Origin of the sequence: Brevundimonas albigilva (assembly GCF_023503965.1) — a bacterium.
In the GTDB taxonomy this organism is placed as follows: domain Bacteria; phylum Pseudomonadota; class Alphaproteobacteria; order Caulobacterales; family Caulobacteraceae; genus Brevundimonas; species Brevundimonas albigilva.
This window is the reverse complement of record NZ_CP097298.1, coordinates 828,472-853,523: the sequence shown is the minus strand read 5'-3', so window position 1 is coordinate 853,523 and position 25,052 is coordinate 828,472. Positions and strand designations below refer to the sequence as shown.

Below are 25,052 nucleotides of genomic sequence, written 5' to 3'. Positions count from 1 at the left end.
TCGTCGGCGGCCACAGGACTGCTAGACACGCCCAAAACAAGGAGGAAACCATGCGCGACATCCGCCACTTCATCGACGGTCAGGCTTTCGAGGGTTCCTCGGGCCGGTTCGGCGACGTGTTCGATCCCAACACGGGCGAGGTGCAGGCGCGCGTGCAGCTGGCCACGACGGCCGAGGTCGACCGCGCGGTGCAGGCCGCCCAGAACGCCTTCGACGGCTGGGCCAGCACCAATCCCCCAGCGCCGCGCGCGGGTCATGTTCGAGTTCAAGCGCCTGGTTGAGGCGCGGATGGACGAACTGGCCGAACGGCTCAGCAGCGAGCACGGCAAGGTCATCGCCGACTCCAAGGGCGACATCCAGCGCGGGCTGGAGGTGATCGAATTCGCCTGCGGCATCCCCCACGCGCTCAAGGGCGAATACACCCAGGGCGCCGGCCCCGGCATCGACGTCTATTCGATGCGCCAGCCGCTGGGCGTGGTGGCGGGCGTCACCCCGTTCAACTTCCCCGCCATGATCCCGATGTGGATGTTCGGCGTGGCCATCGCGGTGGGCAACACCTTCGTGCTGAAGCCGTCGGAACGCGATCCGTCGGTGCCGGTGCGCCTGGCCGAACTGATGCTGGAGGCCGGGGCGCCGAACGGCGTGCTGAACGTGGTGCACGGCGACAAGACGGCGGTGGACGCCATCCTGACCCATCCGCTGGTGCACGCCGTCAGCTTCGTCGGCTCGTCCGACATCGCCCACTATGTCTATCAGACCGGCGCGGCCAACCATAAGCGGGTCCAGGCCATGGGCGGCGCCAAGAACCACGGGATCGTCCTGCCCGACGCCGATATGGACCAGGTGATCAAGGACCTGTCGGGCGCGGCCTTTGGCTCGGCCGGCGAACGCTGCATGGCCCTGCCGGTGGTCGTGCCGGTGGGCAGGAAGACCGCCGACGAACTGCGCGAGCGGATGGTCGCCGAAATCCCGACGATGCGGGTCGGCGTCTCGACCGACGCGGGCGCCCATTACGGCCCCGTCGTCACCGCCCAGCACCGCGACCGCATCGCCGGCTGGATCGAGAAGGGCGTCCAGGAAGGCGCCGAACTGGTGGTCGACGGCCGCGACTTCAGCCTGCAGGGGCACGAGAAGGGCTATTTCATCGGCCCGTCGCTGTTCGACCATGTGAAGCCCCAGATGTCGTCCTATCAGGAGGAGATCTTCGGCCCGGTGCTGCAGATCGTGCGCGCCGAGACGTTCGAGGAAGCGTTGGCCCTGCCGTCCAACCACCAATACGGCAACGGCGTCGCCATCTTCACCCAGAACGGCCGCGCGGCCCGCGACTTCGCCGCGCGGGTGAACGTCGGCATGGTCGGCGTCAACGTGCCGATCCCGGTGCCGGTCGCCTATCACACCTTCGGCGGCTGGAAGCGCTCGGCTTTCGGCGACATCAACCAGCACGGCATGGAGGGCGTCCGCTTCTGGACCAAGACCAAGACCGTGACGGCCCGGTGGCCGGACAGCGAACTGGAGCACGCCGACAGTTCCTTCGTCATTCCGACGATGCGTTGAGGCCGACATGGATTTCGCCCTTACCGACGATCAGCGCGCCATTCAGGATGCGGCGCGCGCCTTCGCCCAGGCGGAGCTGGCGCCCCATTCGGCCCGGTGGGACGAGGACAAGCATTTCCCCGTCGAGGTGATGAAGCAGGCGGCCGAGATGGGCTTCTGCGGCATCTACACGGCCGAGGAACACGGCGGCATGGCGCTGGGCCGGGTCGAGGCGGCGGTGATCTTCGAGGAGCTGTCGCGCGGCGACGTGGCGACGGCGGCCTTCCTCTCGATCCACAACATGGCGACGTGGATGATCGACCGGTTCGGGGCGGACGATCTGCGCGCGCGGTTCGTGCCCGATCTGGTCGGCATGGAGAAGATCGCCAGCTATTGCCTGACCGAACCGGGCTCGGGGTCCGACGCGGCGGCGCTGCGCACCACGGCGGTGCGCGACGGCGACTGCTATGTGCTGAACGGCTCCAAGGCCTTCATCTCGGGCGCCGGAACGTCGGACGTCTATGTCGTCATGGTCCGCACGGGCGGTGAGGGGCCCAAGGGGGTTTCCGCCATCGTCGTCGAGGCGGGGACCCCCGGCCTGTCGTTCGGGGCCCAGGAAAGGAAGATGGGCTGGAACGCCCAGCCGACCGCCATCGTCCAGTTCGACGACTGCCGCGTGCCGGTCGCCAACCTGCTGGGCGAAGGGGGCGGGTTTCAAATACGCCATGGCCGGGCTGGACGGCGGACGGCTGAACATCGCCGCCTGTTCGCTGGGCGGGGCGCGACTGGCGCTGGAGACGGCCCAGGACTACGTCGCCACCCGCAAGCAGTTCGGCCGTCCGATCGGCGAGTTCCAGGCGCTGCAGTTCCGCCTGGCCGATATGGCGACGGACCTGGAGGCGGCGCGGCTGATGGTGCTGCGCGGCGCGTGGGCCATCGATAACGACCATCCCGAAAAGACCAAATGGTGCGCCATGGCCAAGCGCCTGGCCACCGACGCCTGTTTCCACATCGCCGACGAGGCGCTGCAGCTGCACGGCGGCTACGGCTATCTGAAGGACTATCCGCTAGAACGGATCGTGCGCGACCTGCGGGTGCACCGCATCCTGGAAGGCACCAACGAGATCATGCGCGTGATCATCGCACGGGAGATGGCGAAGTGAGCGAAGCGGAGGTCATCACCCGCATCGAGAACGGCGTCGGCCGCATCACGCTGAACCGGCCCAAGGCGATCCATGCGCTGAACCGGGCGATGTGCGAAACGATGACCGAGGCCCTGCTGGCCTGGCGCGACGACCCTGCCGTCTCCTCCATCCTGATCGACCATGCGGGCGAACGGGGCTTCTGCGCCGGGGGCGACATTCGCATGATCGCCGAGAGCGGGGCGGGGGATGCGTCCGAGGCCAAGGCCTTCTTCCTGGCCGAATACCGGCTGAACCACCTGATGTTCGACTATCCCAAGCCGATCACGGCCATCGTGGACGGCATCGTCATGGGCGGCGGGGTCGGCATCTCGGAGCCGGCCAGGGTGCGGATCGCGACCGAGCGGACGACCTACGCCATGCCGGAAACGGGCATCGGCCTGTTCCCCGACGTGGGCGGCGGCTGGTTCCTGCCGCGTTTGCCGGGCCAGACGGGCGTGTGGCTGGCGCTGACGGGCGCGCGGCTGAAGGCGGCGGATACGGTGGCGCTGGGCATACACACGCATTTCGTGGCTGCCGACGATCTGATCGATTTGGTTGAGTCGATCGGATACCACCCCCATGCCCCCAATGCGGACGCCGATGCTTGGGCGAGCGCGACCGGCCCGGCACCGCTTGAGCCTTATCGCGAGGCCATCGACCGACTGTTCGCCTTCGATACGGTCGAGGAGATATTCTCGGCGTTAGCGGCCGAGGGCTCAGACTGGGCGATGGCGCAGCTGGCGATCTTGAAGACCAAGTCGCCGCAGTCGCTGAAGGTCACCCTGCGCCAGTTGCGGACCGGCGCGACGCTGAACAGCTTCGCCGACAACATGGCGATGGAATACGCCCTGGGCGGCCGGGTGGTGCGGACCCACGACTTCCAGGAAGGCGTTCGCGCCGTGATCGTGGACAAGGACAATGCGCCGAAATGGTCGCCCGCGACCTTGGACGGCGTGACCGACGCGGTGCTGGACGATCTGTTCGCGCCGCTGCCGGACAATGAAAAATGGACGCCGCTGGCCTGACCGCGGCGCCGACAAAGGGAGAGAGACCATGACCAAGATCGCCTTCATCGGCCTGGGCAACATGGGCGGCGGCATGGCCGCGAACCAGGCCAAGGCCGGCCATGCGGTCGCCGCCTTCGACCTGTCGGCCGAGGCGCTGGAGCGCGCGGGGGGCGCGGGCTGCACGCCGGTCGGATCGGTCGCCGAGGCCGTGAAGGACGCCGAGGTGGTCATCACCATGCTGCCGGCCGGTCCGCACGTCCTGAAGGTCTATTCGGAACAGATCCTGGGCGCCGCGCCGTCCAGCGCCTTGCTGCTGGACTGTTCGACCATCGACGTGGAGACCGCGCGCAAGGTCGCGGGCCTGGCGCGGGACGCCAGCTACGCCTTCGCCGACGCGCCGGTGTCGGGCGGCGTGGCGGCGGCCGAGGCTGGCACGCTGGCCTTCATGGTCGGCTGCGACGAGGGCGACTTCGGCCGCGTCGAGGCGGCGCTGGAGCCGATGAGCCGCATCACCATTCGGGCCGGCGACCACGGCGCGGGCCAGGCGGCCAAGATCTGCAACAACATGCTGCTGGGCGTCAGCATGATGGGGACCTGCGAGGCCATCGCCCTGGCCGAGAAGCTGGGCCTGGACCCCGAGCGCTTCTTCGAGATCGCATCCAAGTCGTCGGGCCAGTGCTGGAGCGTGACCAGCTATTACCCTTGGCCCGGTCCGGTTCCGACGGCGCCGTCGAACCGCGGCTATCAGGGCGGTTTCGCCACGGCCATGATGCTGAAGGACCTGAAGCTGGCCCAGGACGCGGCGGCCAAGAGCGGCGCCTCGACCCCCTGGGCGCCCAGGCCGAGGCCATGTACGCCCTGTTCGACCGCCTGGGACATGGCGGCCACGATTTCTCGGCCATGCTGCAGCTGCTGCGCGGCCGCCTTTCCGAACTGGAGACCTGACATGGCCGACGCCTATTCGACCCTGCTGATCGAACGCCACGCGGACGGCTATGCGGTCGTGACCCTGAACCGGCCCGAGGCGCTGAACGCGCTGAACTCGACCCTGTTCGGGGAACTGGCGGCGTTTCTGGATGCGGTCGAAGGCGACGACAGCGTGCGCTGCCTGGTCCTGACCGGATCGGCCAAGGCCTTCGCCGCCGGCGCCGACATCAAGGAGATGGCGGACCAGTCCTACGCCGACATGTTCAAGGGCAACTTCTTCGCCCTGGGCCATGACCGCATCACCCGGTTCAGGAAGCCGATCATCGCGGCGGTGTCGGGCTATGCGCTGGGCGGCGGGTGCGAACTGGCCATGCTGTGCGACTTCATCATCGCGTCCGAGACGGCCAAGTTCGGCCAGCCCGAGATCAACCTGGGCGTCGCGCCCGGCATCGGCGGGTCGCAGCGGCTGACCCGCCTGGTCGGCAAGTCCAAGGCCATGGACATGATCCTGACCGCGCGGATGATGGACGCGGCCGAGGCGGAACGCGCCGGGCTGGTCAGCCGGGTGGTCGCGCCCGACGCCCTGCTGGACGAGGCGCGCGCGGCGGCGGCGAAGATCGCCTCGCAAAGCCCGCTGGCGGTGATGATGAACAAGGAAATGGTCAACGTCGCCCTGGAGACGACCCTGACCGAGGGCGTGCGCTTCGAACGCCGCCTGTTCCACAGCCTTTTCGCCTTCGAGGACCAGAAGGAGGGCATGTCCGCCTTCGTCGAAAAGCGCAAACCGGACTTCAAGGGCCGCTGACGCCCCCGCGCGCTGGCGCCGGACCGCCGTGACGCCTTAATAGGGCGAACCCTTCAACGATCCAGGATCGCCTCGCCTTCATGTCCTCGCCCTTCGCCATCGACGAACCGGACCTGGAGTCCTGGGGCGAGGCCGACGATCCCGTGGTGGTGCTGGTCGGTCCGCGCGAAAGGCTTTCCGCGGACTGGCGCGCCTCTGTCCGGGCCTTGGTCGAGGCGGGACGGCGCGTGGTCGCGCCCGACCTGGACGGGCTGGAACCAGCCCGCGCGGCGGCGGCCCCTGCGCCGTCTGGTGACGGAAATGTCGTCGAGGCCTTCGATCCTGTGCGCGGCCGAGAGTCGCGACCGGGTCGTCCAGGCGCTGTCGGGCGCCGGCCCGTCCCTGGCGGCGGCGGTGATCGTCGCGGGCGGGGAGGCCGTCGAGATCGAAGCGTTCGGCGCGCCGGTGCTGGTCGTGGCGCCCGACCAGGGCGAGGCGTTCGACACCGCGGTCGTCGGCTTCCTGGAGAAGGCCGCCCCGCGCGAGGCCCTGGTCTATCACTCGGGGTCGGACGCGCGGACCCTGCGCGACGCCCTGGGCTGTTTCGCGACCGGCGTGACGGTGGTGACGACCCGCGACGGCGAAGGTCTGCCCGTCGGCCTGACCGCCAACTCCTTCAGCGCGGTGTCGCTGGACCCGCCGCTGATCCTGTTCTGCCTGGCCAAGAGCTCCAGCAACCTGGACCGGTTCCGGACGGCCGAACACTTCGCCATCAATGTGCTGCACATCGGCCAGCAGCCGACCTCGGGCGTCTTCGCCCGCTCGACCGAGGATCGCTTCCAGGACGTGGCCTGGGAGGCGTGGGACACCGGCGCGCCGATCCTGTCGGGCGCCCTGGCCAGTTTCGAATGCGCCACCCACGAGGTGGTCGAGGCCGGCGACCATCTGGTCTTCATCGGCCGGGTGCTGCGGGCGCGGTTCGAGCCGCGGCGCGACCCGCTGCTGTATTTCCGGGGCAAGTATCGGCGGCTTCACTTCGCCTGAGCGCCCTGTTCACGACGCTTGGCGCGTCCTATCTGTGCGCCGAAGATCAAGAGGAAACCGTCATGTCCGCGTCCGATCCCGTCGTCATCGTCTCATACGCCCGCACGCCGATGGGCGGCTTCCAGGGCGCGCTGTCGGACGCCAAGGCCACCGACCTGGGTGCGGCGGCGGTGAAGGCGGCGTTGGATCGGGCCGGCCTGGCCCCCGAGAAGGTCGAGCAGATCATCATGGGCTGCGTCCTGCCGGCGGGCCTGGGCCAGGCGCCGGCGCGTCAGGCGGGCATGGGCGCCGGCCTGCCGGTCGGAACCGAGGCCACGACCATCAACAAGATGTGCGGTTCGGGCATGCAGGCGGCGATGATGGCGCGCGACGCCCTGCTGGCGGGGTCCGCCGACGTCATCGTGGCGGGCGGCATGGAGTCCATGACCAACGCCCCCTATCTGATGCAGAAGCACCGCGGCGGCGCCCGCATCGGCCACGACGTCATCTCGGACAGCATGTACCTGGACGGGCTGGAGGACGCCTACAATCCCGGCAAGCTGATGGGCCAGTTCGCCGAGGACACGGCCCAGGCCTATCAGTTCACGCGCGAGCAGCAGGACGCCTATGCGACCGCCAGCGCCGCGCGCGCCAAGGCGGCGCAGGACAGCGGCGGCTTCGACGCCGAGATCGTGCCGGTCGAGGTCAAGACGCGCAAGGGCGTGGTCACGGTCGATCGCGACGAGCAGCCGACCAAGTCCGATCCGTCCAAGATCCCGAACCTGAAGCCCGCCTTCGGCAAGGACGGCACCATCACCGCCGCCTCGGCCGCCTCGATCTCGGACGGCGCCGCCGCCCTGGTCATGATGCGCCAGTCGACGGCCGAGGCGCTGGGCCTGACGCCGGTCGCCCGCGTGGTCAGCCAGGCCGCCCATGCGCACGAGCCCAGCCTGTTCACCACCGCCCCGGTGTTCGCGCTGCGCAAGGCGCTGGAAAAGGCGGGCTGGTCGGCCGACGACGTGGACCTGTGGGAGGTCAACGAGGCCTTCGCCGTGGTGCCGATGATCGCCATGCAGGAGCTGGGCGTCCCCCACGACAAGATCAACGTCAACGGCGGCGCCTGCGCCCTGGGCCATCCGCTGGGCGCCTCTGGCGCGCGCGTGCTGACCACCCTGCTGTCGGCGCTGACGGCGCGGGGCAAGACCAAGGGCGCGGCCGCCCTGTGCATCGGCGGCGGCGAAGCCACCGCCATGACGGTGGAACTGGTCTGACCGTCCTGAGAGGCGGGAAAACCTAGGCGGCGTGGCGGCGAATGTCGTCGGCCAGGCGCGCCGGGTCGAACGGCTTGGCGATCACGTCCGCCGCGCCCAGGGCGCGATAGCGGGCGCATTCGTGCTCGGCCGCCCGGCCGGTCAGGAACACCACCGGCGTCTCCGCCAGGCCGTCCAGGCCCCGCAAGGCGGCCAGCGTCGCCGGGCCGTCCATCTCCGGCATGCAGACATCCAGCAGGATCAGATGGGGCGGCGGCGCGGCCTTCAGATGCTCCAGCGCCGCCGGTCCCGAATCCAGGGAGGTCAGGGTCATGTCCTCGGCCGTGGCCAGGCACAGGGCGATCAGATCGCGCATTTCGGCGTCATCATCGACATGCAGAATCAGAAGGGTGCGAAACGACATAGGGCGCGATACGCAATCAAGGTCGGCGCGGATGCCGAAGCTTGGGTTTAATTCGGGTCGGAAGTCGATTTGTCCAGGCGAATCAACCTGACAGGCGACGACGAGACCAGTGTTACCCGAACCCGATCACCTGTCAAAGCGCTGGGCGGGCGCGCTTCCGAAGCGGTAGGGCACCACGCCGCGCTCGTTCTCGGGCACCTCCAGGGTGCGATCGATCGGCGGGAAGGCGCGCTGGGTGCAGTCGGTCCGTTCGCAGATGCGGCAGCTGACCCCGATCTTGGTCGCCGGCCCATTGAGGTCCAGCCCGGCCGAATAGATCAGCGACGGCGCATGCTCGACCTCGCATCCCAGCGACAGGGCGTAGCGACGGTCGTTGGCCAGGTAGGAGCCGCTGGGCTTGGACACGCTTTTCGCAATCGAGACATAGCGCGAGCCGTCCGGCATCTCGGCCAGTTGCACGTCGATGCGGTCGGGCGCGGCGAAGGCCTCGTGCACGTTCCACAGCGGGCAGGCCCCGCCGAAGCGCGCGAACTGGAAGCGCGTCGCGCTGTGCCGCTTGGTGATGTTGCCGGCCATGTCCACGCGGGCGAAGTAGAAGGGCACGCCGCGCCAGCCCGGCCGCTGCAGGTTCGACAGTCGGTGGCAGACCTGTTCGAAACTGACCTGGAAACGGGTCCGCAGCCGGTCGATGTCGTGCCGCTCCTCGCGCGCCGCCTCCAGGAAGGTCTTGTACGGCAACAGGGTCGCGCCGGCGGCGTAGTTGGCCAGGCCGATGCGGGCCACGTCGCGTGCGGCGTCGGTGCGGAAGGCCGCCTGGTCCAGTTCGGCTTCGATCTGCCCGCGGAACGACAGCAGGGCCAGCTGGTGGGCCATCTGGAAGGTGCGGGTCGCGCCCGGCCGCCAGGCGTCCAGCGTCAGCACGCGATTGACCGGGTCATAGCGGCGCAGCGCCTCCTGCCCGCCCACGGTGACGACCCGCACGCCGTGGATGTCGCCCAGCGCCGCCTCCAGCGACCGCTCGATCTGGCCTTCGCGCGGAAGGCCGGCGGCCAGCCTCTCGGCCGCCGTGTCCAGGCTGTCGATATAGTTGTCGCGATAGTGGAAGAAGTCGCGGACCTCCTCGAACGGCAGAACGGCCACGCCGGCGCCGCGTTCGTCGCGGCCCAGGGTGTCGTCCAGCGCCTTCACCCGCTCGTCCAGCCGGCGGAAGGTCTGGTGCAGCGCCAGGAACTGACGCGCCAGTCGCGGCGTATTGACCACCGCCTGCTTCAGCTCGGCGGCGGTGGGGGGCTCGGCCTCGCCGCTGACCGGGCCGGCGATGTCGGTGGTGGCTTCGCGCAGGTCCGCCAGCAGGCGCGCGTCGCCCTCCAGGTCGAACAGGCTGGCGTCGACGTGAAAGGCGCGCGTCAGGGCGATCAGAACGCGCGCCGTCGCCGGCCTCTGGTTCGTTTCCAGCTGCGACAGATAAGACGGCGACAGGCCCAGACGCTCGGCGCACGCCTCCAGCGTCCAGCCCCGCGCCTCTCGCAGCTTCCTCAGCTTGGCGCCCAGAAACAGCTTCTCAGCCATTCGCAACTTCGCAGATCAACCCAACATCCTTTGCAAACCCCGCAGTTCCGCACTTTTTGCGAAGTTGCGTTTGCGTATTTGCGATGAAGCCGCCACCCATAGCGCAACGAACGGGAGGTCCGACACCGAAATGACCCAAGTCATCCTGGAGGAACTGGAGCGCCGCCGCGCCGCCGCCAAGCGGGGCGGCGGGGAAAAGCGTATCGCCGGCCAGCACGCCAAGGGCAAGCTGACCGCGCGCGAACGCATCGACGTGCTGCTGGACGAGGGCTCCTTCGAGGAGACCGACATGTTCGTGGAGCACCGCAGCCACGACTTCGGGATGCAGGATCAGCGCATCCCCGGCGACGGGGTGGTGACCGGGCGTGGGACCATCGGCGGCCGGCTGGTCTATGTCTTCTCAAAAGACTTCACCGTCTTCGGCGGCAGTCTGTCGGGCGCGCACGCGGCCAAGATCGTCAAGCTGCAGAAGATGGCCCTGACCACCGGCGCGCCGATCATCGGCCTGTTCGACGCCGGCGGGGCGCGGATTCAGGAGGGGTCGAGAGCCTGGCGGGCTACGCCGACATCTTCCTGCAGAACACCCTAGCCTCGGGCGTCATTCCCCAGATCAGCGTCATCATGGGGCCGTGCGCGGGCGGCGACGTCTATTCCCCCGCCATCACCGACTTCATCTTCATGGTGAAGGATACGTCCTACATGTATGTGACCGGCCCGGACGTGGTGAAGACCGTCACCAACGAGGTGGTCAGCCACGAGGACCTGGGCGGCGCGCGGGTCCATGCGGGCAAGTCGGGCGTGGCGGACGGGGCGTTCGAGAACGACCTAGAGGCCCTGTCGGAGGTGCGCCGCCTGATCGGCTTCCTGCCCCTGTCGAACCGCGAAAAGCCGCCGGTGCGCGACAGCTATGACGAGCCGGAGCGGGACGAGGCCTCTCTGGACACCCTGGTCCCCGCCAATCCGAACCAGCCCTACGACATGAAGGAGCTGATCCTGAAGGTGGTGGACGAGGCCGACTTCTTCGAGATCGGCGCCGACTTCGCGAAGAACATCGTCTGCGGCTTCGGCCGACTGGACGGCCAGACGGTGGGCGTGGTCGCCAACCAGCCCCAGGTGCTGGCGGGCGTGCTGGACATCGATTCAAGCCGCAAGGCCGCGCGCTTCGTTCGCTTCTGCGACGCCTTCGACATTCCCCTGGTGACCTTCGTCGACGTTCCGGGCTTCATGCCGGGGACGAAGCAGGAGTATGGCGCCCTGATCAAGCACGGGGCCAAGCTGCTGTTCGCCTACGCCGAGGCGACGGTGCCCAAGCTGACCGTCATCACGCGCAAGGCCTATGGCGGCGCCTATGACGTGATGAGTTCGAAACACCTGCGCGGCGACGTCAACTACGCCTGGCCCACCGCCGAGATCGCCGTCATGGGGGCGAAGGGGGCGGTCGAGATCATCTTCCGCAAGGAGGCCGGCGATCCCGAGGCCCTGGCCGCGCGCGAGGCCGAATACAAGGAGAGGTTCGCCAACCCCTTCGTGGCGGCGGGCCTGGGCTATATCGACGACGTCATCATGCCCCACGGCACGCGGCGCCGGCTGGTGAAGGCGCTTCGGACGCTGAAGAACAAGGTCCAGGAGAACCCCTGGAAGAAGCACGACAATATTCCGCTGTGAGGGGCGTTTCCTTGCATATTTCCCCTCCCGTCATCCTAGGCCTTGTGCCTAGGATCCAGAGACTCCGTCGAGGACGGTGCGCACCTTCGAACACCGGGAGTCTGGATCCTCGGGACAAGCCCGAGGATGACGAGGTTGAAAACGGTGGCTCACTCCTCCTCCGGCGGCCAGTCGCGGTACGTCTCGGGATCGGACGGCGTCTCGACCCCGTTTCGCGCCAATCCGTCGAACAGGTCCGCCCAGTCCGGGTTCGTCCGTTCGATCAGGTTCGCCTTCCAGTCGCGAGGCCAGCGCTTCAGCGACTTCTCCCGCTGGATGGCGCCGGTAATGGTGTCGTGGAATTCGTACCAGACCAGCCGCTTCAGGCCGTACCGTTGGTGAAGCCGTCGATGACGCCTTCGCGGTGCTGGGCGACGCGCGAGACCAACTGACTGCTGACGCCGATGTAGATCGCGCCGTGCATTCGATTGGTCATCATGTAGCAGCCGATCAGGCCGTCGCGTCCGACCATCGCATCCCCCATTTCCCGTCATCCTCGGGCTTGTCCCGAGGATCCAGACTCCCGGTGTCGACCGTGGCCCCTCGGCCACGACGGAGTTTCCGGATGTTAGGCGCAAGGCCTAGTATGGCGGCAGAGGAAATATAGCCATGTTCTCCAAAATCCTCATCGCCAATCGGGGCGAGATCGCGGTTCGGATCATCAAGACCTGCCGCCGCATGGGCATCAAAACGGTGCAGGTCTATTCGGAGGCCGACGCCGGGTCGCTGGCGGTCGAGATGGCCGACGAGGCGGTGCTGATCGGGCCGGCGCCGGCGGCGCAGTCGTATCTGCTGGCGGACAAGATCGTCGAGGCGGTGCGCCAGACGGGGGCGCAGGCCGTGCATCCGGGCTTTGGCTTCCTGAGCGAGAACGCCGGGTTCGCGCGACGGCTGAGGGGCGAGGGGATCGCCTTCATCGGTCCGAACCCCGAGGCCATCGAGGCCATGGGCGACAAGATCAGCTCCAAGAAGCTGGCGGCCGAAGCGGGCGTGTCGACCGTGCCGGGGCACATGGGCCTGATCGAGACGCCGGAGGAGGCGGTCACGATCGCCAACGAGATCGGCTATCCGATCATGATCAAGGCGAGCGCCGGCGGCGGCGGCAAGGGCATCCGGGTGGCCCATTCGGACGCCGACATGGCCGAGGGGTTTGCGGCGGTGAAGGCCGAGGCGCTGAACGCGTTCGGCGACGACCGGGTCTTCCTGGAGAAGTTCATCGTCGATCCGCGCCATATCGAGATCCAGGTGCTGGGCGACAAGCACGGCAACATCGTCCACCTGTTCGAGCGCGAATGCTCGATCCAGCGCCGGAACCAGAAGGTCATCGAGGAGGCGCCGTCGCCCTTGCTGGACGAGGCGACCCGCATGGCCATGGGGGCGCAGGCCGTCGCCCTGGCCCAGGCGGTGAACTACGACTCGGCCGGCACGGTCGAGTTCGTGGCCGGTCAGGACAAGAGCTTCTACTTCCTGGAGATGAACACCCGGCTGCAGGTCGAGCATCCGGTGACGGAGCTGATCACCGGCGTCGATCTGGTCGAACAGATGATCCGTTCGGCCTGGGGCGAACAGCTGGCGTTCAAGCAAGAGGACCTGTCGATCGACGGCTGGGCCATCGAGAGCCGCATCTACGCCGAGGACCCCTATCGCGGCTTCCTGCCCTCCATCGGCCGCCTGGTCCGCTACGAGCAGCCCGAGGAAGGCGATCAGGGCGACTACACTGTTCGCAACGATTCCGGCGTCCGGGAGGGCGACGAGATCAGCATGTTCTACGACCCGATGATCGCCAAGCTGTGCGCCTGGGGGCCGACGCGCGAGGCGGCGGTCGAGGGCATGGCACGCGCCCTGGAAGACACCCACCTGTCGGGCCTGGGCCATAACGTGCCCTTCCTGGCGGCGGTGATGGATCAGGAGCGGTTCAGGTCGGGCCAGCTGTCGACCAGCTATATCAAGGACGAGTTCCCCGAGGGCTTCCACGGACTGAAGCCTTCGGCGGAGCAGGAGCGGATCCTGATCGCCGCTGGCATGGCGATGCACGAGATCATCGCCGAACAGGACGGCGATCCGTCCGACCGCACCGACTGGATCGTCATGCTGGACCGCGGGATGCATGGCGTCGGCCTGTCGTATGACGCCGACGAGGCGATGATCCTGACCCTGACGGGCGGGGGCGACATCCGCCTGTCGGACATCGACTGGCGCCCGGGCCTGGCCCAGTTCAAGGCCGAGCTGGACGGCGAACCCTTCACCGCCGAGGTCAAGCGCGCCGCCGACGGCTTCGACATCCGTCACCGCGCGGCCAGGGCGCGGGTGCGGGTGCTGCGCCCGCACGTGGCCGAGATGTATGCGCGCCTGCCGGAGAAGGTGGCGGCGGACACGTCCAAGCTGGTGCTGTCGCCGATGCCGGGCCTGGTGGTCGATATTCCCGTGGCGGTCGGCCAGGAGGTCAAGACCGGCGAAACGGTCGCCATCATCGAGGCCATGAAGATGCAGAACATCCTCAAGGCCGAGCGCGACGCCGTGGTGAAGGCGGTCTCGGCCAAGGCCGGCGATCCGGTGGCGGCCGACGACGTGCTGGTGGAGTTCGGATGATGGGGGGCTTCCCCATCCCCACCCCCTGGAATGGCGCGAGGCGGCCGAGAAGGCGCTGAAGGACCGGCCGCTGGAGTCGCTGCTGCATCTGGACGCGGACCGACTGGTCACGCGTCCGCTCTACGCCGACGCGACGGGCGTGCAGCCGGTCTTCGCGCCGCGCCCGTCCGATGCGGAAGGGCGGGCCTGGGATCTGCGCACCCTGGTCGAGGGCGACGACGCCGAGGCGGTGAACGCCGCGGTCCTGACCGACCTGGAGAACGGCGCGGCCTCGGTCCTGCTGGCGGGCGGGGTGCTGTCGGACGGGGCCTGGCTGGGGCGTGCGCTGGACGGCGTGGCGCTGGACCTGGCGCCGGTCGCGCTGGACGCGGGCTTCGACGGGCCGGCGGCGGCGGACGCGCTGGCGGCCCTGGCCAAGGGGGCGCCGCGCGCGCTGCTGCGCTTTCATCTGGACCCGATCTCGGCCTTCGCCGAGGCGGGCGGATCGCCGCGCCCGATCGAGGATCATCTATCAGAGGCGGCCGAGGCCGCGGCGCGCCATGCGGCGACCTATCCCGAGGCGGGCCTGTTCCTGGCCAGCGGCCGGGTCGCGCACGAGGCGGGCGCCTCCATCGCCCAGGAACTGGCCTTCGCGGCCGGCGCCGCGGTCGCCTATGTCAAGGCGGGCGTCGCGGCGGGCCTGACGGTCGAGGCGGCGCTTCGCGGCGTGACGCTGAGCCTGTCGGTCGACCAGGAATATTTCGACGGCCTGGCCAAGGTGCGGGCCCTGCGCCTGATCTGGGCCAGCCTGTCCAAGGCGTTCGGCGTGGACGCGCCCGCGGTGATCGAGGCGCGCTCGTCGCGGCGGATGCTGTCGGCGCGCGATCCGTGGCCGAACCTGCTGCGGCTGACCGCGGCGGGTTTCGCCGGCGCGGTCGGGGGCGCGGACGCGGTGGTGCTGGACGGCTTCACCCGCGCCGAGGGCCTGGCCGACGCCTTCGCCCGGCGCCAGGCGCGCAACACCCAACTGGTCCTGATGGAGGAGGCCAATCTGGGCCGGGTCGACGATCCGGCGTCGGGCTCCTGGTATCTGGACGCCCGCACGCGCGAACTGGCCGAGGCGGGCTGGGCCGAGTTCCAGGCCATCGAGGCCGAGGGCGGCCTGATCGAGGCGTTGAAGGGCGGGATCGTCCAGGGCCGGATCGCGCGGGCGCGCCAGATGCGCGAGGCCGGCTTCGCCAACGGCGCGGCCCAGATCGTGGGCGCGACCAAATACGTCGATCCCGAGCCGCGTCCGGCGCCGGTGGAAGCCGACGCCCCGCGGCGCGCGCCGGCGAACCCCGACCTGGCCCTGAGGCCGATCCGTTTCGCGGCCCCGTTCGAGGAGGCGGCGCAATGAGCTTTCCCGACTTCAGCAAGATCGCCCTGGATCTGGCGCCGACCGAGACGGGACCCGCGCGCGAACCCTGGATCACGCCCGAGGGGCTGACGGTCAAGACGGCCTATGGCGCGCCCGACGCGGAGAGGCTGGAGCATCTGCATGGCCTGCCGGGCTTCGCCCCCTTCGTGCGGGGCCCTTATCCGACCATGTATGCGGGCGCGCCGTGGACGATCCGGCAGTATGCGGGCTTCTCGACCGCCGAGGAGTCCAACGCCTTCTATCGCCGCAACCTGGCGGCGGGCCAGAAGGGCCTGTCGGTCGCCTTCGACCTGGCCACGCACCGGGGCTACGATTCGGACCATCCGCGGGTGAAAGGCGACGTCGGCATGGCGGGCGTGGCCATCGACAGCATCTACGACATGCGCACCCTGTTCGACGGCATCCCGCTGGACCAGATGTCGGTGTCGATGACGATGAACGGCGCCGTCCTGCCGATCCTGGCCCTCTATGTCGTGGCGGGCGAGGAGCAGGGCGTCGACCACGCCAAGCTGACCGGGACCATCCAGAACGACATCCTCAAGGAGTTCATGGTCAGGAACACCTACATCTATCCGCCCGAACCCTCGATGCGGATCATCGCCGACATCTTCGCCTGGACGGCGCAGGAGACGCCCAGGTTCAACAGCATCTCCATCTCCGGCTATCACATGCAGGAGGCGGGGGCGTCGGCGGACATCGAACTGGCCTACACCCTGTCGGACGGGATCGAATATCTGCGCGCGGGCAAGGCGGCGGGCATGTCGATCGACCGGTTCGCGCCGCGCCTGAGCTTCTTCTGGGCCATCGGCATGAACTACTTCATGGAGGTGGCCAAGATGCGGGCCGGCCGCCTGTTGTGGGCCGACGCCGTGCGGCGCGAGGGAGGCGAGAACCCCAAGTCGCTGTCCTTGCGGACCCACTGCCAGACTTCGGGCTGGTCGCTGGCGGCGCAGGACGTGTTCAACAACGTCAGCCGGACGATGGTCGAGGCGATGGCGGCGGCGGGCGGCCAGACCCAGAGCCTGCACACCAACGCGCTGGACGAGGCGCTGGCCCTGCCGACCGACTTCTCAGCGCGGATCGCGCGCAACACCCAGATCCTGCTGCAGCAGGAGACCGGGCTGACGCGGGTGATCGACCCGTGGGGCGGCAGCTACTACGTCGAGCGGCTGACCCAGGAGCTGGCGGAACGCGCCCGCGCCCACATGGCCGAGGTCGAGGCGCTGGGCGGCATGGCCAAGGCCATCGAGGCCGGCATTCCCAAGCTGCGGATCGAGGAATCGGCGGCCAAGACCCAGGCGCGGATCGACACCGGCCAGCAGACGGTGGTCGGGGTGAACAAATATCTGAATCCGGTGGTCGACGACATTCCGATGCTGAAGGTCGACAACGCCGAGGTCCGCGCCCGCCAGATCGAGAAGCTGCAGCGCCTGCGCGCCGAGCGGGACGAGGCGGCGACCCAGGCCGCCCTGACCGAACTGACCAACGGCGCGCGCGGGAGCGCCAATCTGCTGGAGCTATCGGTGCGGGCGGCGCGGGCCAAGGCGACCGTGGGCGAAATCTCGGACGCGCTGGAAGCCGCCTTCGGCCGACACGTGGCGACCGTGAAGACGGTGTCCGGCGTCTATGCCAAGGAGGCGGGCGGCGACGCCCGTTTCGCCCGCGCCCGCGACATGGTCGCCGCCTTCGTCGAGAACGACGGCGGGCCGCCTCGCATCCTGATCGCCAAGCTGGGCCAGGACGGGCACGACCGGGGCCAGAAGGTGGTCGCCACCGGATACGGCGACCTGGGCTTCGACGTCACCGCCGGCGCCCTGTTCCAGACCCCGGCCGAGGCGGCGAAGGATGCGGTGGACAAGGGCGTCCATGCGGTGGGCGCCTCGTCGCTGGCGGCGGGGCATCTGACGCTGGTGCCGGAACTCAAGGCCGAGCTGGAGAGGCTGGGGCGGCCGGACATCATGATCGTGGTCGGCGGCGTGATCCCGCCGTCGGACGTGCAGCCCCTGCTGGATATGGGGGCGGCGGCGGTCTATCCGCCCGGATCGGTCATCGCCGACACCGCCATCGACCTGATCGAGAAGCTGAACCAGCGACTGGGCTACGCCCAGCCCGCCCCGAAGGAGACCGCATGATCGGCGCCCTGAACCATGTCGGCGTCGCCACGCCGTCCATCGCCGATTCGATCCGGCTGTATCGCGACGTGCTGGGCGCGACCAAGGTCGGGGAGCCGTTCGACCTGCCGGCCCAGGGGGTCAAGGTCTGTTTCATCGACACGCCGACGGCGCAGATCGAACTGATCGAACCCTATGACGACACGTCGCCCATCGTCGGCTTCCTGGCCAAGAACCCCAAGGGCGGGCAGCACCACGTCTGTTTCGAGGTCGAGGACATCCACGCCGCCCTGGCGGAAATGCGGGCCAAGGGGGTGACCGTTCTGGGCACGGGGGAGCCGAGGATCGGCGCGCATGGGACGCCGGTGGTCTTTCTGCATCCGCGCGACATGGGCGGGGTGCTGATCGAGCTGATGGAGACGCCGAAAGGCGATCACTAAGCGGAGCCTTTCGACGGTTCGGGCCGTTGAGGCGGAGGAAGGAGCCTTCTCATGACCCGTCGTCTCGCCGTCGTCGCCCTGGCCTGCCTGACCGGCGCGGCCGCCTGCCAGCAGCCGGCCCCGGACGACGCGCCCGCGCCCACGCCGCCAGTCGAAGCGGCGCCAAGCACCGCGCCCGCCATCGGCTACGCCTGCGAGAGCGGGGTCACGATCCAGGCGCGTTACCCCGACAGCGCCACGGCCGAGCTGGTCTATCGCGACCAGACGCTGGCCCTGCGCTCGGCCGTGGCGGCCAGCGGCGCGCGCTACGTCGGCGAGGGCGTCGAATGGTGGACCGCCAACCGCAACGGCGAGGAGAGCGCCACCCTGAGCCGTCTGGGCCCGAACGACCAGACGGGAACCGCCGTGATGGAGCGCTGCACGCGGCCGACCACGGGCGGCGACCCGGTCGGGCCCTTGCCCGCCCCGACCCCCGCTCCCGGCGGCGTCCTGCCGGCGTCGACCCCGTGCAAGGGGCCGCAACTGAGGCTGTCGGTCGGGGACGGCGACGCCGGCGCGGGCAATCGCGTGCGCAACTTCGCCCTGGAGAATGCCGGGAGCCAGCCCTGCACCCTGACCGGCTATCCCACCGTGACGGTGAGGGACGCCGACGGCGATGTGCTGTCCTCGATCCGCGCCGAGCAGAGCCCGGGCAGCTATTTCCGCCAGGGTCAGGCCCCCACGCCCGTCAGCCTGGCGCCGGGCGGCAAGGCCCTGTTCGAGGTGGCCTGGAACGTGGTGCCGCACGAGGGGGAAGGCGAGAAGACCTGCCCCGCAGCCAAGACGATCCGCGTGGTCGCGCCCGCCGATACGGCGGCCCTGACGACCCCCTTCGAGTTCACGCCCTGCGGTGGACGCATTCGGGTCAGCCCGCTTCGCGCGGCGGACTGATGGGGCGACGGGCGCGGCGTCGGGCGGGGTGGAAAGCGGACCGGATTCGGCGTAGGTCGCGGCCATGACCCAGAGCTTCTACGACCGCGTCGCCGGCGAACTGAACGACATCGACGCGCAGGGGCTGACCAAGCCCGAGCGCGTCATCGCCTCGCGCCAGGGGCCGGTGATCCAGGTGGCGGGGCGCGAGGTGCTGAACTTCTGCGCCAACAACTACCTGGGCCTGGCGGGCGACGAGCGGGTGACCCAGGCCGGGATCGCCGCGCAGCGGAAGTGGGGCGCGGGCACGGCCTCGGTGCGCTTCATCTGCGGCACCCTGGAGATCCACAAGGAACTGGAGGCGGCCATCGCCGGCTATCTGGGTTTCGAGGACGCCATCCTGTTCGCGGCGGCCTTCGACGCCAATGGCGGCCTGTTCGAGCCGCTGCTGGGCGAGGGCGACGCCATCGTTTCGGACAGCCTGAACCACGCCTCGATCATCGACGGGGTTCGGCTGTGCAAGGCCAAGCGCTACCGCTTCGCCAACTCCGACATGGACGCGCTGGAGGCGCAGCTGAAGCAGGCCAAGGCCGACGGCGCGCGCGACATTATCATCGCCACCGACGGCGCCTTCTCGATGGACGGCTATATCGCCAAGCTGAAGGACATCCGCGCGCTGGCCGACAAGTACGACGCCCTGATCATGGTCGACGACTGCCATGCGACCGGCTTCCTGGGGCCGCAGGGGCGCGGGTCGTTCGCCCATCATGGGGTCGAGGTGGACTTCGTCACCGGCACCTTCGGCAAGGCGCTGGGCGGGGCCATGGGCGGATTCATCTGCGCCCGGAAGGCGGTGGTCGAACTGCTCAAGCAGCGGGCGCGGCCCTATCTGTTCTCAAACGCCCTGTCGCCAGCGGTGTGCGGGTCGAGCCTGGAGGCCATCCGCATCGCGCAGGGAACCGAGGGCGATGCGCTGCGCACGCGCCTGTCGGCCAACGCCCATCGCTATCGCGGGGCCATGGCGGACGCCGGCTTCACCCTGCTGGAGGGCGAGCATCCGATCATCCCGGTGATGCTGAGCGACGCCAAGCTGGCCCAGGATTTCGCCGCGCGGGCGCTGGAGCTGGGCGTCTATGTGATCGGCTTCAGCTTCCCGGTGGTGCCGCGCGGCCAGGCGCGCATCCGCACCCAGATGTCGGCGGCGCACACCTTCGAGCAGATTGATCAGACGGTCGCGGCGTTCACGACGGCCGGCAAGGAGTTGGGAGTTATCTGATGGCGGAAACGATGAAGGCCCTGGCCAAGACCGGGCCGGTGCAGGGGCTGGAGCTGATCGACGCGCCGATCCCCGAGGCGGGACCGGAGGACGTGCTGATCAAGGTGCACCGCACGGCCGTGTGCGGCACCGACATCCACATCTGGAACTGGGACGAGTGGTCCCAGAAGAACGTGCCGACGCCGATGATCACCGGCCACGAGTTCGCCGGCGAGATCGTCGCCGTGGGCAAGGAGGTCGATCGCCCGCTGAAGATCGGCCAGCGCGTCTCGGCCGAGGGCCACGTCATCGACCTGAACTCGGAAGCGGCGCGGGCCGGGCACTTCCATCTGGACCCCAAGACGCGCGGCATCGGCGTGAACCGCCAGGGCGCCTTTGCGGAATATGTCGTGGCGCCGGCGTTCAATGTGATCGAGCTGCCCGACGACGTGCCCTACGAGATCGGCTCGATCCTGGATCCGTTCGGAAACGCCGTGCACACGGCCCAGCAGTTCGACCTGCTGGGCGAGGACGTGCTGGTCACGGGCGCCGGGCCGATCGGGGTGATGGCGGCGGCGGTGGCGCGCCATGCGGGCGCGCGCACGGTGGTCCTGACCGACATCAACGACTACCGGCTGGAACTGGCGCAGAAGGTGGCGCCGGGCGTGCGGACGGTGAATACGACGAAGGAAGACCTGCACGACGTCGTCAAGGAACTGGGCATGAAGGTCGGCTTCGACGTCGCCCTGGAGATGTCGGGCTCGCCCATCGCCTTCAGGCAATGCGTCGACACCCTGATCATGGGCGGCGGCCTGGCCATGCTGGGCATCCCCTCCAAGCCGATGGAGACGGATTGGGGCGCCATCATCCTGAAGGCGCTGACGATCAAGGGCGTCTATGGCCGCGAGATGTTCACGACCTGGAGAAAGATGCTGGGCCTGCTGAAGGCCGGCCTGGACCTGAGCCCGCTGATCACCCACCGCCTGGCCTATGACCAGTATCGCGAAGGCTTCGAGGCGATGAAGTCCGGACAGTCGGGCAAGGTGGTGCTGGACTGGGACAAGGCGGCCTAACCGGGGCGGCCTGACCGGGGCGGCCTGACCGGGGCGGCCTGATCGGGACGGCGTGACGGTCCAGTAAGGCGCCGTCCTATCCGGCCTGACGGAGCGCCCTGACCAGGGCGGTCTCGAAGGCCTTCGCCTCGGGACCGGGCAGGACGTCGGCCATCGTTCCGGCCTGGAACAGGTCGAACACGCGCGGGTGGACATAGGAGGCGCGGCAGACGGTCGGCGTATTGCCCAGAAGGCCGGACACCGCCTTCACGCACAGGGTGATCTTGCGCTTGCCGTCGGTCTGGGAGGTCGGCGGCTCCATCTCGCGCAGCGCCCGCGCGGCCGAGACGGTGCCGGCCCAGGTGCGGAAGTCCTTGGCCGAGAACTGTTCGCCCATGGCGTCGCGGATATAGGCGTTCACGTCGTCCGAGGTGACGGGGCACAGGTTGCCCTCCGCGTCGCGATATTTGAACAGCTGCTGGCCCGGCAGGTCTTCCAGCGCGCGGACCACGCGGGCCAGGCGGCGGTCCCGGACGCTGACGGAATGATCCTTGCCGCTCTTGCCGCGAAACTCGAACGTCAGGGCGGCGCCGTCGACATCCAGATGGCGCTTGTGAAGGGTCGTCAGGCCGTAGCTGCGGTTCTGCTTCGCATAGACCGCATTGCCGATGCGGATCAGCGTCAGTTCCAGCAGACGCACGGCGGTGGCCAGCACCTTGGCCTTGCACACGCCGCGCAGGCCCAGATCGTGTTCCACCTGGGCGCGCAGCTTGGGAAGCGCGCGGGCGAAGGCGGGCAGGCGATCGAACTTGTTGGTCGAGCGGGCCGTGCTCCAGTCGGCGTGATAGCGGTACTGCTTGCGGCCCTTGGCGTCCCGGCCGATGGCCTGGATGTGGCCGTTGGCGCGCGGACAGATCCACACGTCGGTCCAGGCCGGAGGGATGGCCAGGGCGCGGATGCGGTCCAGCACCTTGGGGTCGCGGATCGGCCGCCCCTTCGCGTCGCGATAGGACCAGCCCTTGCCGGCGCGCCGGCGGCTCAGGCCGGGATGGTCGTCGCTGCACCAGGACAGGCCCTGCGGAACCTCGATGTCGGGTTCGAAGGCGGGGGAACCGTCGGGCATGGGCGTCTTCCTGAACTCCGCCGGCCACCGCCGGGGCGAGCCACGAACGCGAGGCCGGTCCGCCGGGTTCCGCTTGACCCCAGGGGCGGGGCGGGGGACGAGGGCGCCATGAACTATCGCCACAGCTTCCACGCCGGGAACTTCGCCGACCTGGTCAAGCACGCCCTGCTGATCGCGCTGATGGAAGCGCCGCGGGCCCAGCCCCGCGTGGTCATCGACACCCATGCGGGGGCGGGGCTCTACGACCTGGCGGGGGAAGGCGCGCGGTCCAGGGAGGCCGAGGACGGGGTGCTGAAGCTGATGTCGGCCCAGGGCCGGCCGCCGCTGATGGAGACCCTGGCGGCCGAGGTGGCGGCGACCAATCCGGACGGGGGCGCGCGCTTCTATCCGGGATCGCCGCTGTTGATCGCGCGGCGGCTGGGACCGGGCGGGCGCTATGTCGGCTTCGAACTGAATCCGCCGGTGCGCGCCTTGCTGGCCGAGGCGCTGAAGCATCACCCCGAGGCGCGGGCGGTCGAGGGCGACGGCTACCAGGGCGCGGCGGCCGAGGCGGCGCGGGGCGGGGCGCCGCTGGTCCTGATCGACCCGCCGTTCGAAAAGCCCGACGACTATGTCCGCGCGGCCGAGACGGCCGTGGCGATCCGGCGGCGCGATCCGGGCGCGACGGTCGCGATCTGGACGCCGCTCAAGGATCTGGAGACCTTCGACGCCTTCATCCGGCGGTTGGACGGCAAGGCGGGGCCGACCCTGGTGGCCGAGGCGCGGCTGCGTCCGCTGACGAACCCGATGAAGATGAACGGTTGCGCGCTGGTCGTGGTCAATCCGCCGCCGGCCCTGGAAGCGGCGGCGCGCGAGGTCTGCGGCTGGGTGGTCGAGGCGCTGGGCGACGCGTGCGCCAAGGCCGAGGTCTGGACCTTCTGAACGCAGGTCCTAGTGTGAGGCCATGACCCGTATCGCCATCCTGGAGACCGGCCATCCGCCGGAAAACCTGAAGGACCAGTTCGACGACTATCCGGCGCGGTTCCGGGCGCTGCTGGGCGAGGGCGTGCCGACGACGCGGTTCGACGTGCAGCGCGGGCATCTGCCGGACGATCCGGCCGCCTTCCAGGGCGCGATCGTCACCGGGTCGGCGGCGGGGGTCTATGACGACCTGTTCTGGATTCCCCTGCTGCTGGACTGGCTGAGGGCGGCGCGGGGCAGGACGCGGCTGGTGGGCATCTGCTTCGGCCACCAGGCGATGGCGACGGCCTTCGGCGGGGCGGTGGAGAAGTCGGCCAAGGGCTGGGGCGTGGGCCTGCACAAGTATGAGGTGCGGCGCGACGAGCCGTGGATGCATCCGCGCGCGGGGGCCATCTCGATTCCCGTGTCGCATCAGGACCAGGTGACGACGGTGTCGCCGGACGCGCGGGTGATCGCCGCGTGCGACTTCACCCCCTATGCGGGCCTGGCCTGGGGCGAGGACGCGGTGTCCTTCCAGTGCCATCCCGAGTTCCAGCCGGAATACGCCGCCGCCCTGGTGAAGAGCCGGCGCGGGGACCGCATCCCGGACGCCGTGGCCGACGCGGCGCTGGCCAGTCTGGCGCGGCCCAACGACCGATCGGTGCTGACGGCCTGGATCCGCGCCTTCCTGCTGCTGACCCCGCCGCCGGTGGAGACCGACGGCAGCGGAATCTAGAGGCCCATCAGCCGGATCAGCAGCAGCGCCAGCGCCAGCAGCGCCGCCAGCGACAACACCACCGCCGCGGCCACCCGCCCGCCGGCGCGCGCCACCGCGCGGATGTCGGTCTGCAGCCCCAGCGCCGCCATGGCGACCACCGTCAGCAGGCCCGACGCCGAGGCCAGCCAGGGCAGGGCCGCCTGGGGGATCAGGTCCAGCGAGCGAAGGCCGATCATGACCAGGAAGCCGACGATGAACCACGGAACCAGGCGGTGAAGGCCGGGCGCGCGCGCCTGGCTCTTGTCTCCTGGCCCCTGCGGCCCGCGACCAGCGACAGGGCGAAGACCACGGGCCCCAGCATCAGCACCCGGACCAGCTTGACCACCGTGCCGGTCTGGGCGGCGGCGGGGCCGAAGGGGGCGGCGGCGGCCAGCACCTGGGGCACGGCGTAAACCGTCAGGCCGGCCAGGGCGCCGAACTGCAGCGTCGACATCTGCAGCAGCACGCCCAGCAGCGGCAGGCTCAGGACCACGATGACGCCCAGCACGGCGGTGAAGGCGATCGAGGCGGCGACCTCGTCCCCGTCGGCGTCGATCACCGGGGCCACCGCCGCGATGGCGGAGTTGCCGCAGATGGCGTTGCCGCAGGCCACCAGCAGGGCCATGCGCGGGGTCAGGCCCAACGCCCGCCCCAGGCCGAAACCGACGACGATTCCGACGACGACCAGAAGGAAGATTCCGACGACGACGAACACGCCCAGCGACGACAGGGTGGCCGCGCTGACCGAGGCGCCCAGCAGGACGACCGCGATCTCCAGCACCGTCTTGGCGCCGAACTCGACCCCAGGCGTCCAGCGCGCGCCGGGCGACCAGACGTTGCGCGCCGCCGCGCCCAGCAGGATGGCCAGGACCAAGGGCTCCAGCCACGGATGGCCGAACAGGCGCTGCTCCCAGGCGGCCAGGGCGTAGGCCGCGGCGGCGACGGCCGCGCACAACGCCAGCCCCGGCGCGATCCGCCAGCCGCGCACCGGGCGGGCGGAGGCGGCGACAGGAGCGGCGGCGACGGACATGGCGGCAAGGTGCGGCGAGCCTCGACGGCGGTCCAACGAATAG

General features: G+C 69.5%; 19 protein-coding genes and 4 pseudogenes. 17 read left to right on the top strand and 6 right to left on the bottom strand.

What is annotated here, in order from left to right:
* The first annotated feature begins 50 nt into the window (after positions 1-50).
* The 7 genes and pseudogenes from MU852_RS04560 (at position 51) to MU852_RS04530 (ending at position 7,729) form a co-directional block, all read left to right on the top strand.
* Positions 51-1,554, top strand: a pseudogene (locus tag MU852_RS04560) (CoA-acylating methylmalonate-semialdehyde dehydrogenase).
* 7 nt (positions 1,555-1,561) lie between these two features.
* Positions 1,562-2,696: pseudogene (locus tag MU852_RS04555) on the top strand (isobutyryl-CoA dehydrogenase).
* Positions 2,693-3,742 (top strand): enoyl-CoA hydratase/isomerase family protein, encoded by a 1,050-nt coding sequence (locus tag MU852_RS04550; RefSeq protein WP_249751208.1) that lies wholly within the window; start codon positions 2,693-2,695, stop codon positions 3,740-3,742. The pseudogene MU852_RS04555 and the gene MU852_RS04550 overlap by 4 nt, the downstream one beginning before the upstream one ends.
* A 28-nt stretch (positions 3,743-3,770) precedes the next feature.
* Positions 3,771-4,669: pseudogene (gene mmsB, locus MU852_RS04545) on the top strand (3-hydroxyisobutyrate dehydrogenase).
* Between the two features lies 1 nt (position 4,670).
* Positions 4,671-5,456, top strand: coding sequence for an enoyl-CoA hydratase (locus MU852_RS04540; RefSeq protein ID WP_249751207.1), 786 nt, complete (start codon positions 4,671-4,673; stop codon positions 5,454-5,456).
* Between the two features lie 300 nt (positions 5,457-5,756).
* Complete coding sequence (locus MU852_RS04535; RefSeq protein WP_249751206.1) at positions 5,757-6,479, top strand: flavin reductase family protein; 723 nt, start codon at positions 5,757-5,759, stop codon at positions 6,477-6,479.
* Positions 6,480-6,541: 62 nt separating this feature from the next.
* Positions 6,542-7,729 carry an acetyl-CoA C-acyltransferase gene (locus tag MU852_RS04530; RefSeq protein ID WP_249751205.1) on the top strand — a complete coding sequence of 396 codons (1,188 nt, stop codon included), beginning with the start codon at positions 6,542-6,544 and terminating at the stop codon, positions 7,727-7,729.
* Positions 7,730-7,751: 22 nt separating this feature from the next.
* Here the strand turns inward: MU852_RS04530 and MU852_RS04525 are convergent, their stop codons facing one another.
* Complete coding sequence (locus tag MU852_RS04525) at positions 7,752-8,132, bottom strand: response regulator (protein ID WP_283843780.1); 381 nt, start codon at positions 8,130-8,132, stop codon at positions 7,752-7,754.
* Positions 8,133-8,258: 126 nt separating this feature from the next.
* Positions 8,259-9,701, bottom strand: a complete 1,443-nt coding sequence (locus tag MU852_RS04520; protein WP_249751203.1) for a helix-turn-helix domain-containing protein — start codon at positions 9,699-9,701, stop codon at positions 8,259-8,261.
* Between the two features lie 130 nt (positions 9,702-9,831).
* Here MU852_RS04520 and MU852_RS04515 point away from each other — a divergent pair.
* A pseudogene (locus tag MU852_RS04515) lies at positions 9,832-11,366 on the top strand (acyl-CoA carboxylase subunit beta).
* 361 nt (positions 11,367-11,727) lie between these two features.
* On the opposite strand, the gene MU852_RS17705 reads toward MU852_RS04515, so the two are convergent.
* Positions 11,728-11,889 carry a GIY-YIG nuclease family protein gene (locus MU852_RS17705; protein WP_347342337.1) on the bottom strand — a complete coding sequence of 54 codons (162 nt, stop codon included), beginning with the start codon at positions 11,887-11,889 and terminating at the stop codon, positions 11,728-11,730.
* A gap of 125 nt (positions 11,890-12,014) precedes the next feature.
* Here MU852_RS17705 and MU852_RS04505 point away from each other — a divergent pair, with 125 nt between their 5' ends.
* The 7 genes from MU852_RS04505 to tdh all read left to right on the top strand — a co-directional run bounded on the left by MU852_RS04505 (position 12,015) and on the right by tdh (position 21,181).
* Positions 12,015-13,994 (top strand): acetyl-CoA carboxylase biotin carboxylase subunit, encoded by a 1,980-nt coding sequence (locus MU852_RS04505; protein WP_249751202.1) that lies wholly within the window; start codon positions 12,015-12,017, stop codon positions 13,992-13,994.
* Positions 13,995-14,019: 25 nt separating this feature from the next.
* Positions 14,020-15,372: a methylmalonyl-CoA mutase family protein gene (locus MU852_RS04500; RefSeq protein WP_430641214.1), complete on the top strand. Its 1,353-nt coding sequence runs from the start codon at positions 14,020-14,022 to the stop codon at positions 15,370-15,372.
* On the top strand, positions 15,369-17,525 hold the full coding sequence (scpA, locus tag MU852_RS04495; protein ID WP_249751200.1) for a methylmalonyl-CoA mutase: 2,157 nt from the start codon (positions 15,369-15,371) through the stop codon (positions 17,523-17,525). The genes MU852_RS04500 and scpA overlap by 4 nt, the downstream gene beginning before the upstream one ends.
* Positions 17,522-17,944 carry a methylmalonyl-CoA epimerase gene (gene mce / locus MU852_RS04490; protein ID WP_249751199.1) on the top strand — a complete coding sequence of 141 codons (423 nt, stop codon included), beginning with the start codon at positions 17,522-17,524 and terminating at the stop codon, positions 17,942-17,944. The genes scpA and mce overlap by 4 nt, the downstream gene beginning before the upstream one ends.
* Before the next feature lie 51 nt (positions 17,945-17,995).
* Positions 17,996-18,874 carry a DUF4232 domain-containing protein gene (locus tag MU852_RS04485; protein WP_249751198.1) on the top strand — a complete coding sequence of 293 codons (879 nt, stop codon included), beginning with the start codon at positions 17,996-17,998 and terminating at the stop codon, positions 18,872-18,874.
* A 64-nt stretch (positions 18,875-18,938) separates the two neighbouring features.
* Positions 18,939-20,129: a glycine C-acetyltransferase gene (locus MU852_RS04480; RefSeq protein WP_249751197.1), complete on the top strand. Its 1,191-nt coding sequence runs from the start codon at positions 18,939-18,941 to the stop codon at positions 20,127-20,129.
* Positions 20,129-21,181, top strand: a complete 1,053-nt coding sequence (tdh, locus tag MU852_RS04475; RefSeq protein ID WP_249751196.1) for an L-threonine 3-dehydrogenase — start codon at positions 20,129-20,131, stop codon at positions 21,179-21,181. Before MU852_RS04480 ends, tdh begins: the two co-directional genes overlap by 1 nt.
* Positions 21,182-21,257: 76 nt before the next feature.
* Here the strand turns inward: tdh and MU852_RS04470 are convergent, their stop codons facing one another.
* On the bottom strand, positions 21,258-22,283 hold the full coding sequence (locus MU852_RS04470; protein ID WP_249751195.1) for a DNA topoisomerase IB: 1,026 nt from the start codon (positions 22,281-22,283) through the stop codon (positions 21,258-21,260).
* Between the two features lie 108 nt (positions 22,284-22,391).
* Here MU852_RS04470 and rlmJ point away from each other — a divergent pair, with 108 nt between their 5' ends.
* Both rlmJ and MU852_RS04460 read left to right on the top strand, forming a co-directional pair.
* Entirely contained in the window at positions 22,392-23,204 is an 813-nt protein-coding gene (gene rlmJ, locus MU852_RS04465; RefSeq protein WP_249751194.1) for a 23S rRNA (adenine(2030)-N(6))-methyltransferase RlmJ, read from the top strand.
* A gap of 22 nt (positions 23,205-23,226) precedes the next feature.
* A complete protein-coding gene (locus MU852_RS04460) occupies positions 23,227-23,958 on the top strand; it encodes a glutamine amidotransferase-related protein (protein WP_249751193.1) in 732 nt (243 codons plus the stop codon).
* On the opposite strand, the gene MU852_RS17255 is transcribed toward MU852_RS04460, so the two are convergent.
* On the bottom strand, positions 23,955-24,176 hold the full coding sequence (locus MU852_RS17255) for a putative sulfate exporter family transporter (RefSeq protein ID WP_283843779.1): 222 nt from the start codon (positions 24,174-24,176) through the stop codon (positions 23,955-23,957). The genes MU852_RS04460 and MU852_RS17255 overlap by 4 nt on opposite strands.
* A complete protein-coding gene (locus MU852_RS04455) occupies positions 24,173-25,009 on the bottom strand; it encodes a YeiH family protein (RefSeq protein ID WP_283843778.1) in 837 nt (278 codons plus the stop codon). Before MU852_RS04455 ends, MU852_RS17255 begins: the two co-directional genes overlap by 4 nt.
* Positions 25,010-25,052 lie beyond the last annotated feature (43 nt).

Bases quoted from the DNA above. Each gene is read 5' to 3' on its own strand.
- MU852_RS04455 (WP_283843778.1), bottom strand. From the start codon at position 25,009: ATGTCCGTCGCCGCCGCTCCTGTCGCCGCCTCCGCCCGCCCGGTGCGC.
- tdh (WP_249751196.1), top strand. From the start codon at position 20,129: ATGGCGGAAACGATGAAGGCCCTGGCCAAGACCGGGCCGGTGCAGGGG.
- MU852_RS04540 (WP_249751207.1), top strand. From the start codon at position 4,671: ATGGCCGACGCCTATTCGACCCTGCTGATCGAACGCCACGCGGACGGC.
- MU852_RS04480 (WP_249751197.1), top strand. From the start codon at position 18,939: ATGACCCAGAGCTTCTACGACCGCGTCGCCGGCGAACTGAACGACATC.
- MU852_RS17255 (WP_283843779.1), bottom strand. From the start codon at position 24,176: ATGATCGGCCTTCGCTCGCTGGACCTGATCCCCCAGGCGGCCCTGCCC.
- MU852_RS17705 (WP_347342337.1), bottom strand. From the start codon at position 11,889: ATGGGGGATGCGATGGTCGGACGCGACGGCCTGATCGGCTGCTACATG.
- MU852_RS04530 (WP_249751205.1), top strand. From the start codon at position 6,542: ATGTCCGCGTCCGATCCCGTCGTCATCGTCTCATACGCCCGCACGCCG.
- MU852_RS04485 (WP_249751198.1), top strand. From the start codon at position 17,996: ATGACCCGTCGTCTCGCCGTCGTCGCCCTGGCCTGCCTGACCGGCGCG.
- rlmJ (WP_249751194.1), top strand. From the start codon at position 22,392: ATGAACTATCGCCACAGCTTCCACGCCGGGAACTTCGCCGACCTGGTC.
- MU852_RS04520 (WP_249751203.1), bottom strand. From the start codon at position 9,701: ATGGCTGAGAAGCTGTTTCTGGGCGCCAAGCTGAGGAAGCTGCGAGAG.
- MU852_RS04535 (WP_249751206.1), top strand. From the start codon at position 5,757: ATGTCGTCGAGGCCTTCGATCCTGTGCGCGGCCGAGAGTCGCGACCGG.
- mce (WP_249751199.1), top strand. From the start codon at position 17,522: ATGATCGGCGCCCTGAACCATGTCGGCGTCGCCACGCCGTCCATCGCC.
- MU852_RS04505 (WP_249751202.1), top strand. From the start codon at position 12,015: ATGTTCTCCAAAATCCTCATCGCCAATCGGGGCGAGATCGCGGTTCGG.
- scpA (WP_249751200.1), top strand. From the start codon at position 15,369: ATGAGCTTTCCCGACTTCAGCAAGATCGCCCTGGATCTGGCGCCGACC.
- MU852_RS04460 (WP_249751193.1), top strand. From the start codon at position 23,227: ATGACCCGTATCGCCATCCTGGAGACCGGCCATCCGCCGGAAAACCTG.
- MU852_RS04525 (WP_283843780.1), bottom strand. From the start codon at position 8,132: ATGTCGTTTCGCACCCTTCTGATTCTGCATGTCGATGATGACGCCGAA.
- MU852_RS04470 (WP_249751195.1), bottom strand. From the start codon at position 22,283: ATGCCCGACGGTTCCCCCGCCTTCGAACCCGACATCGAGGTTCCGCAG.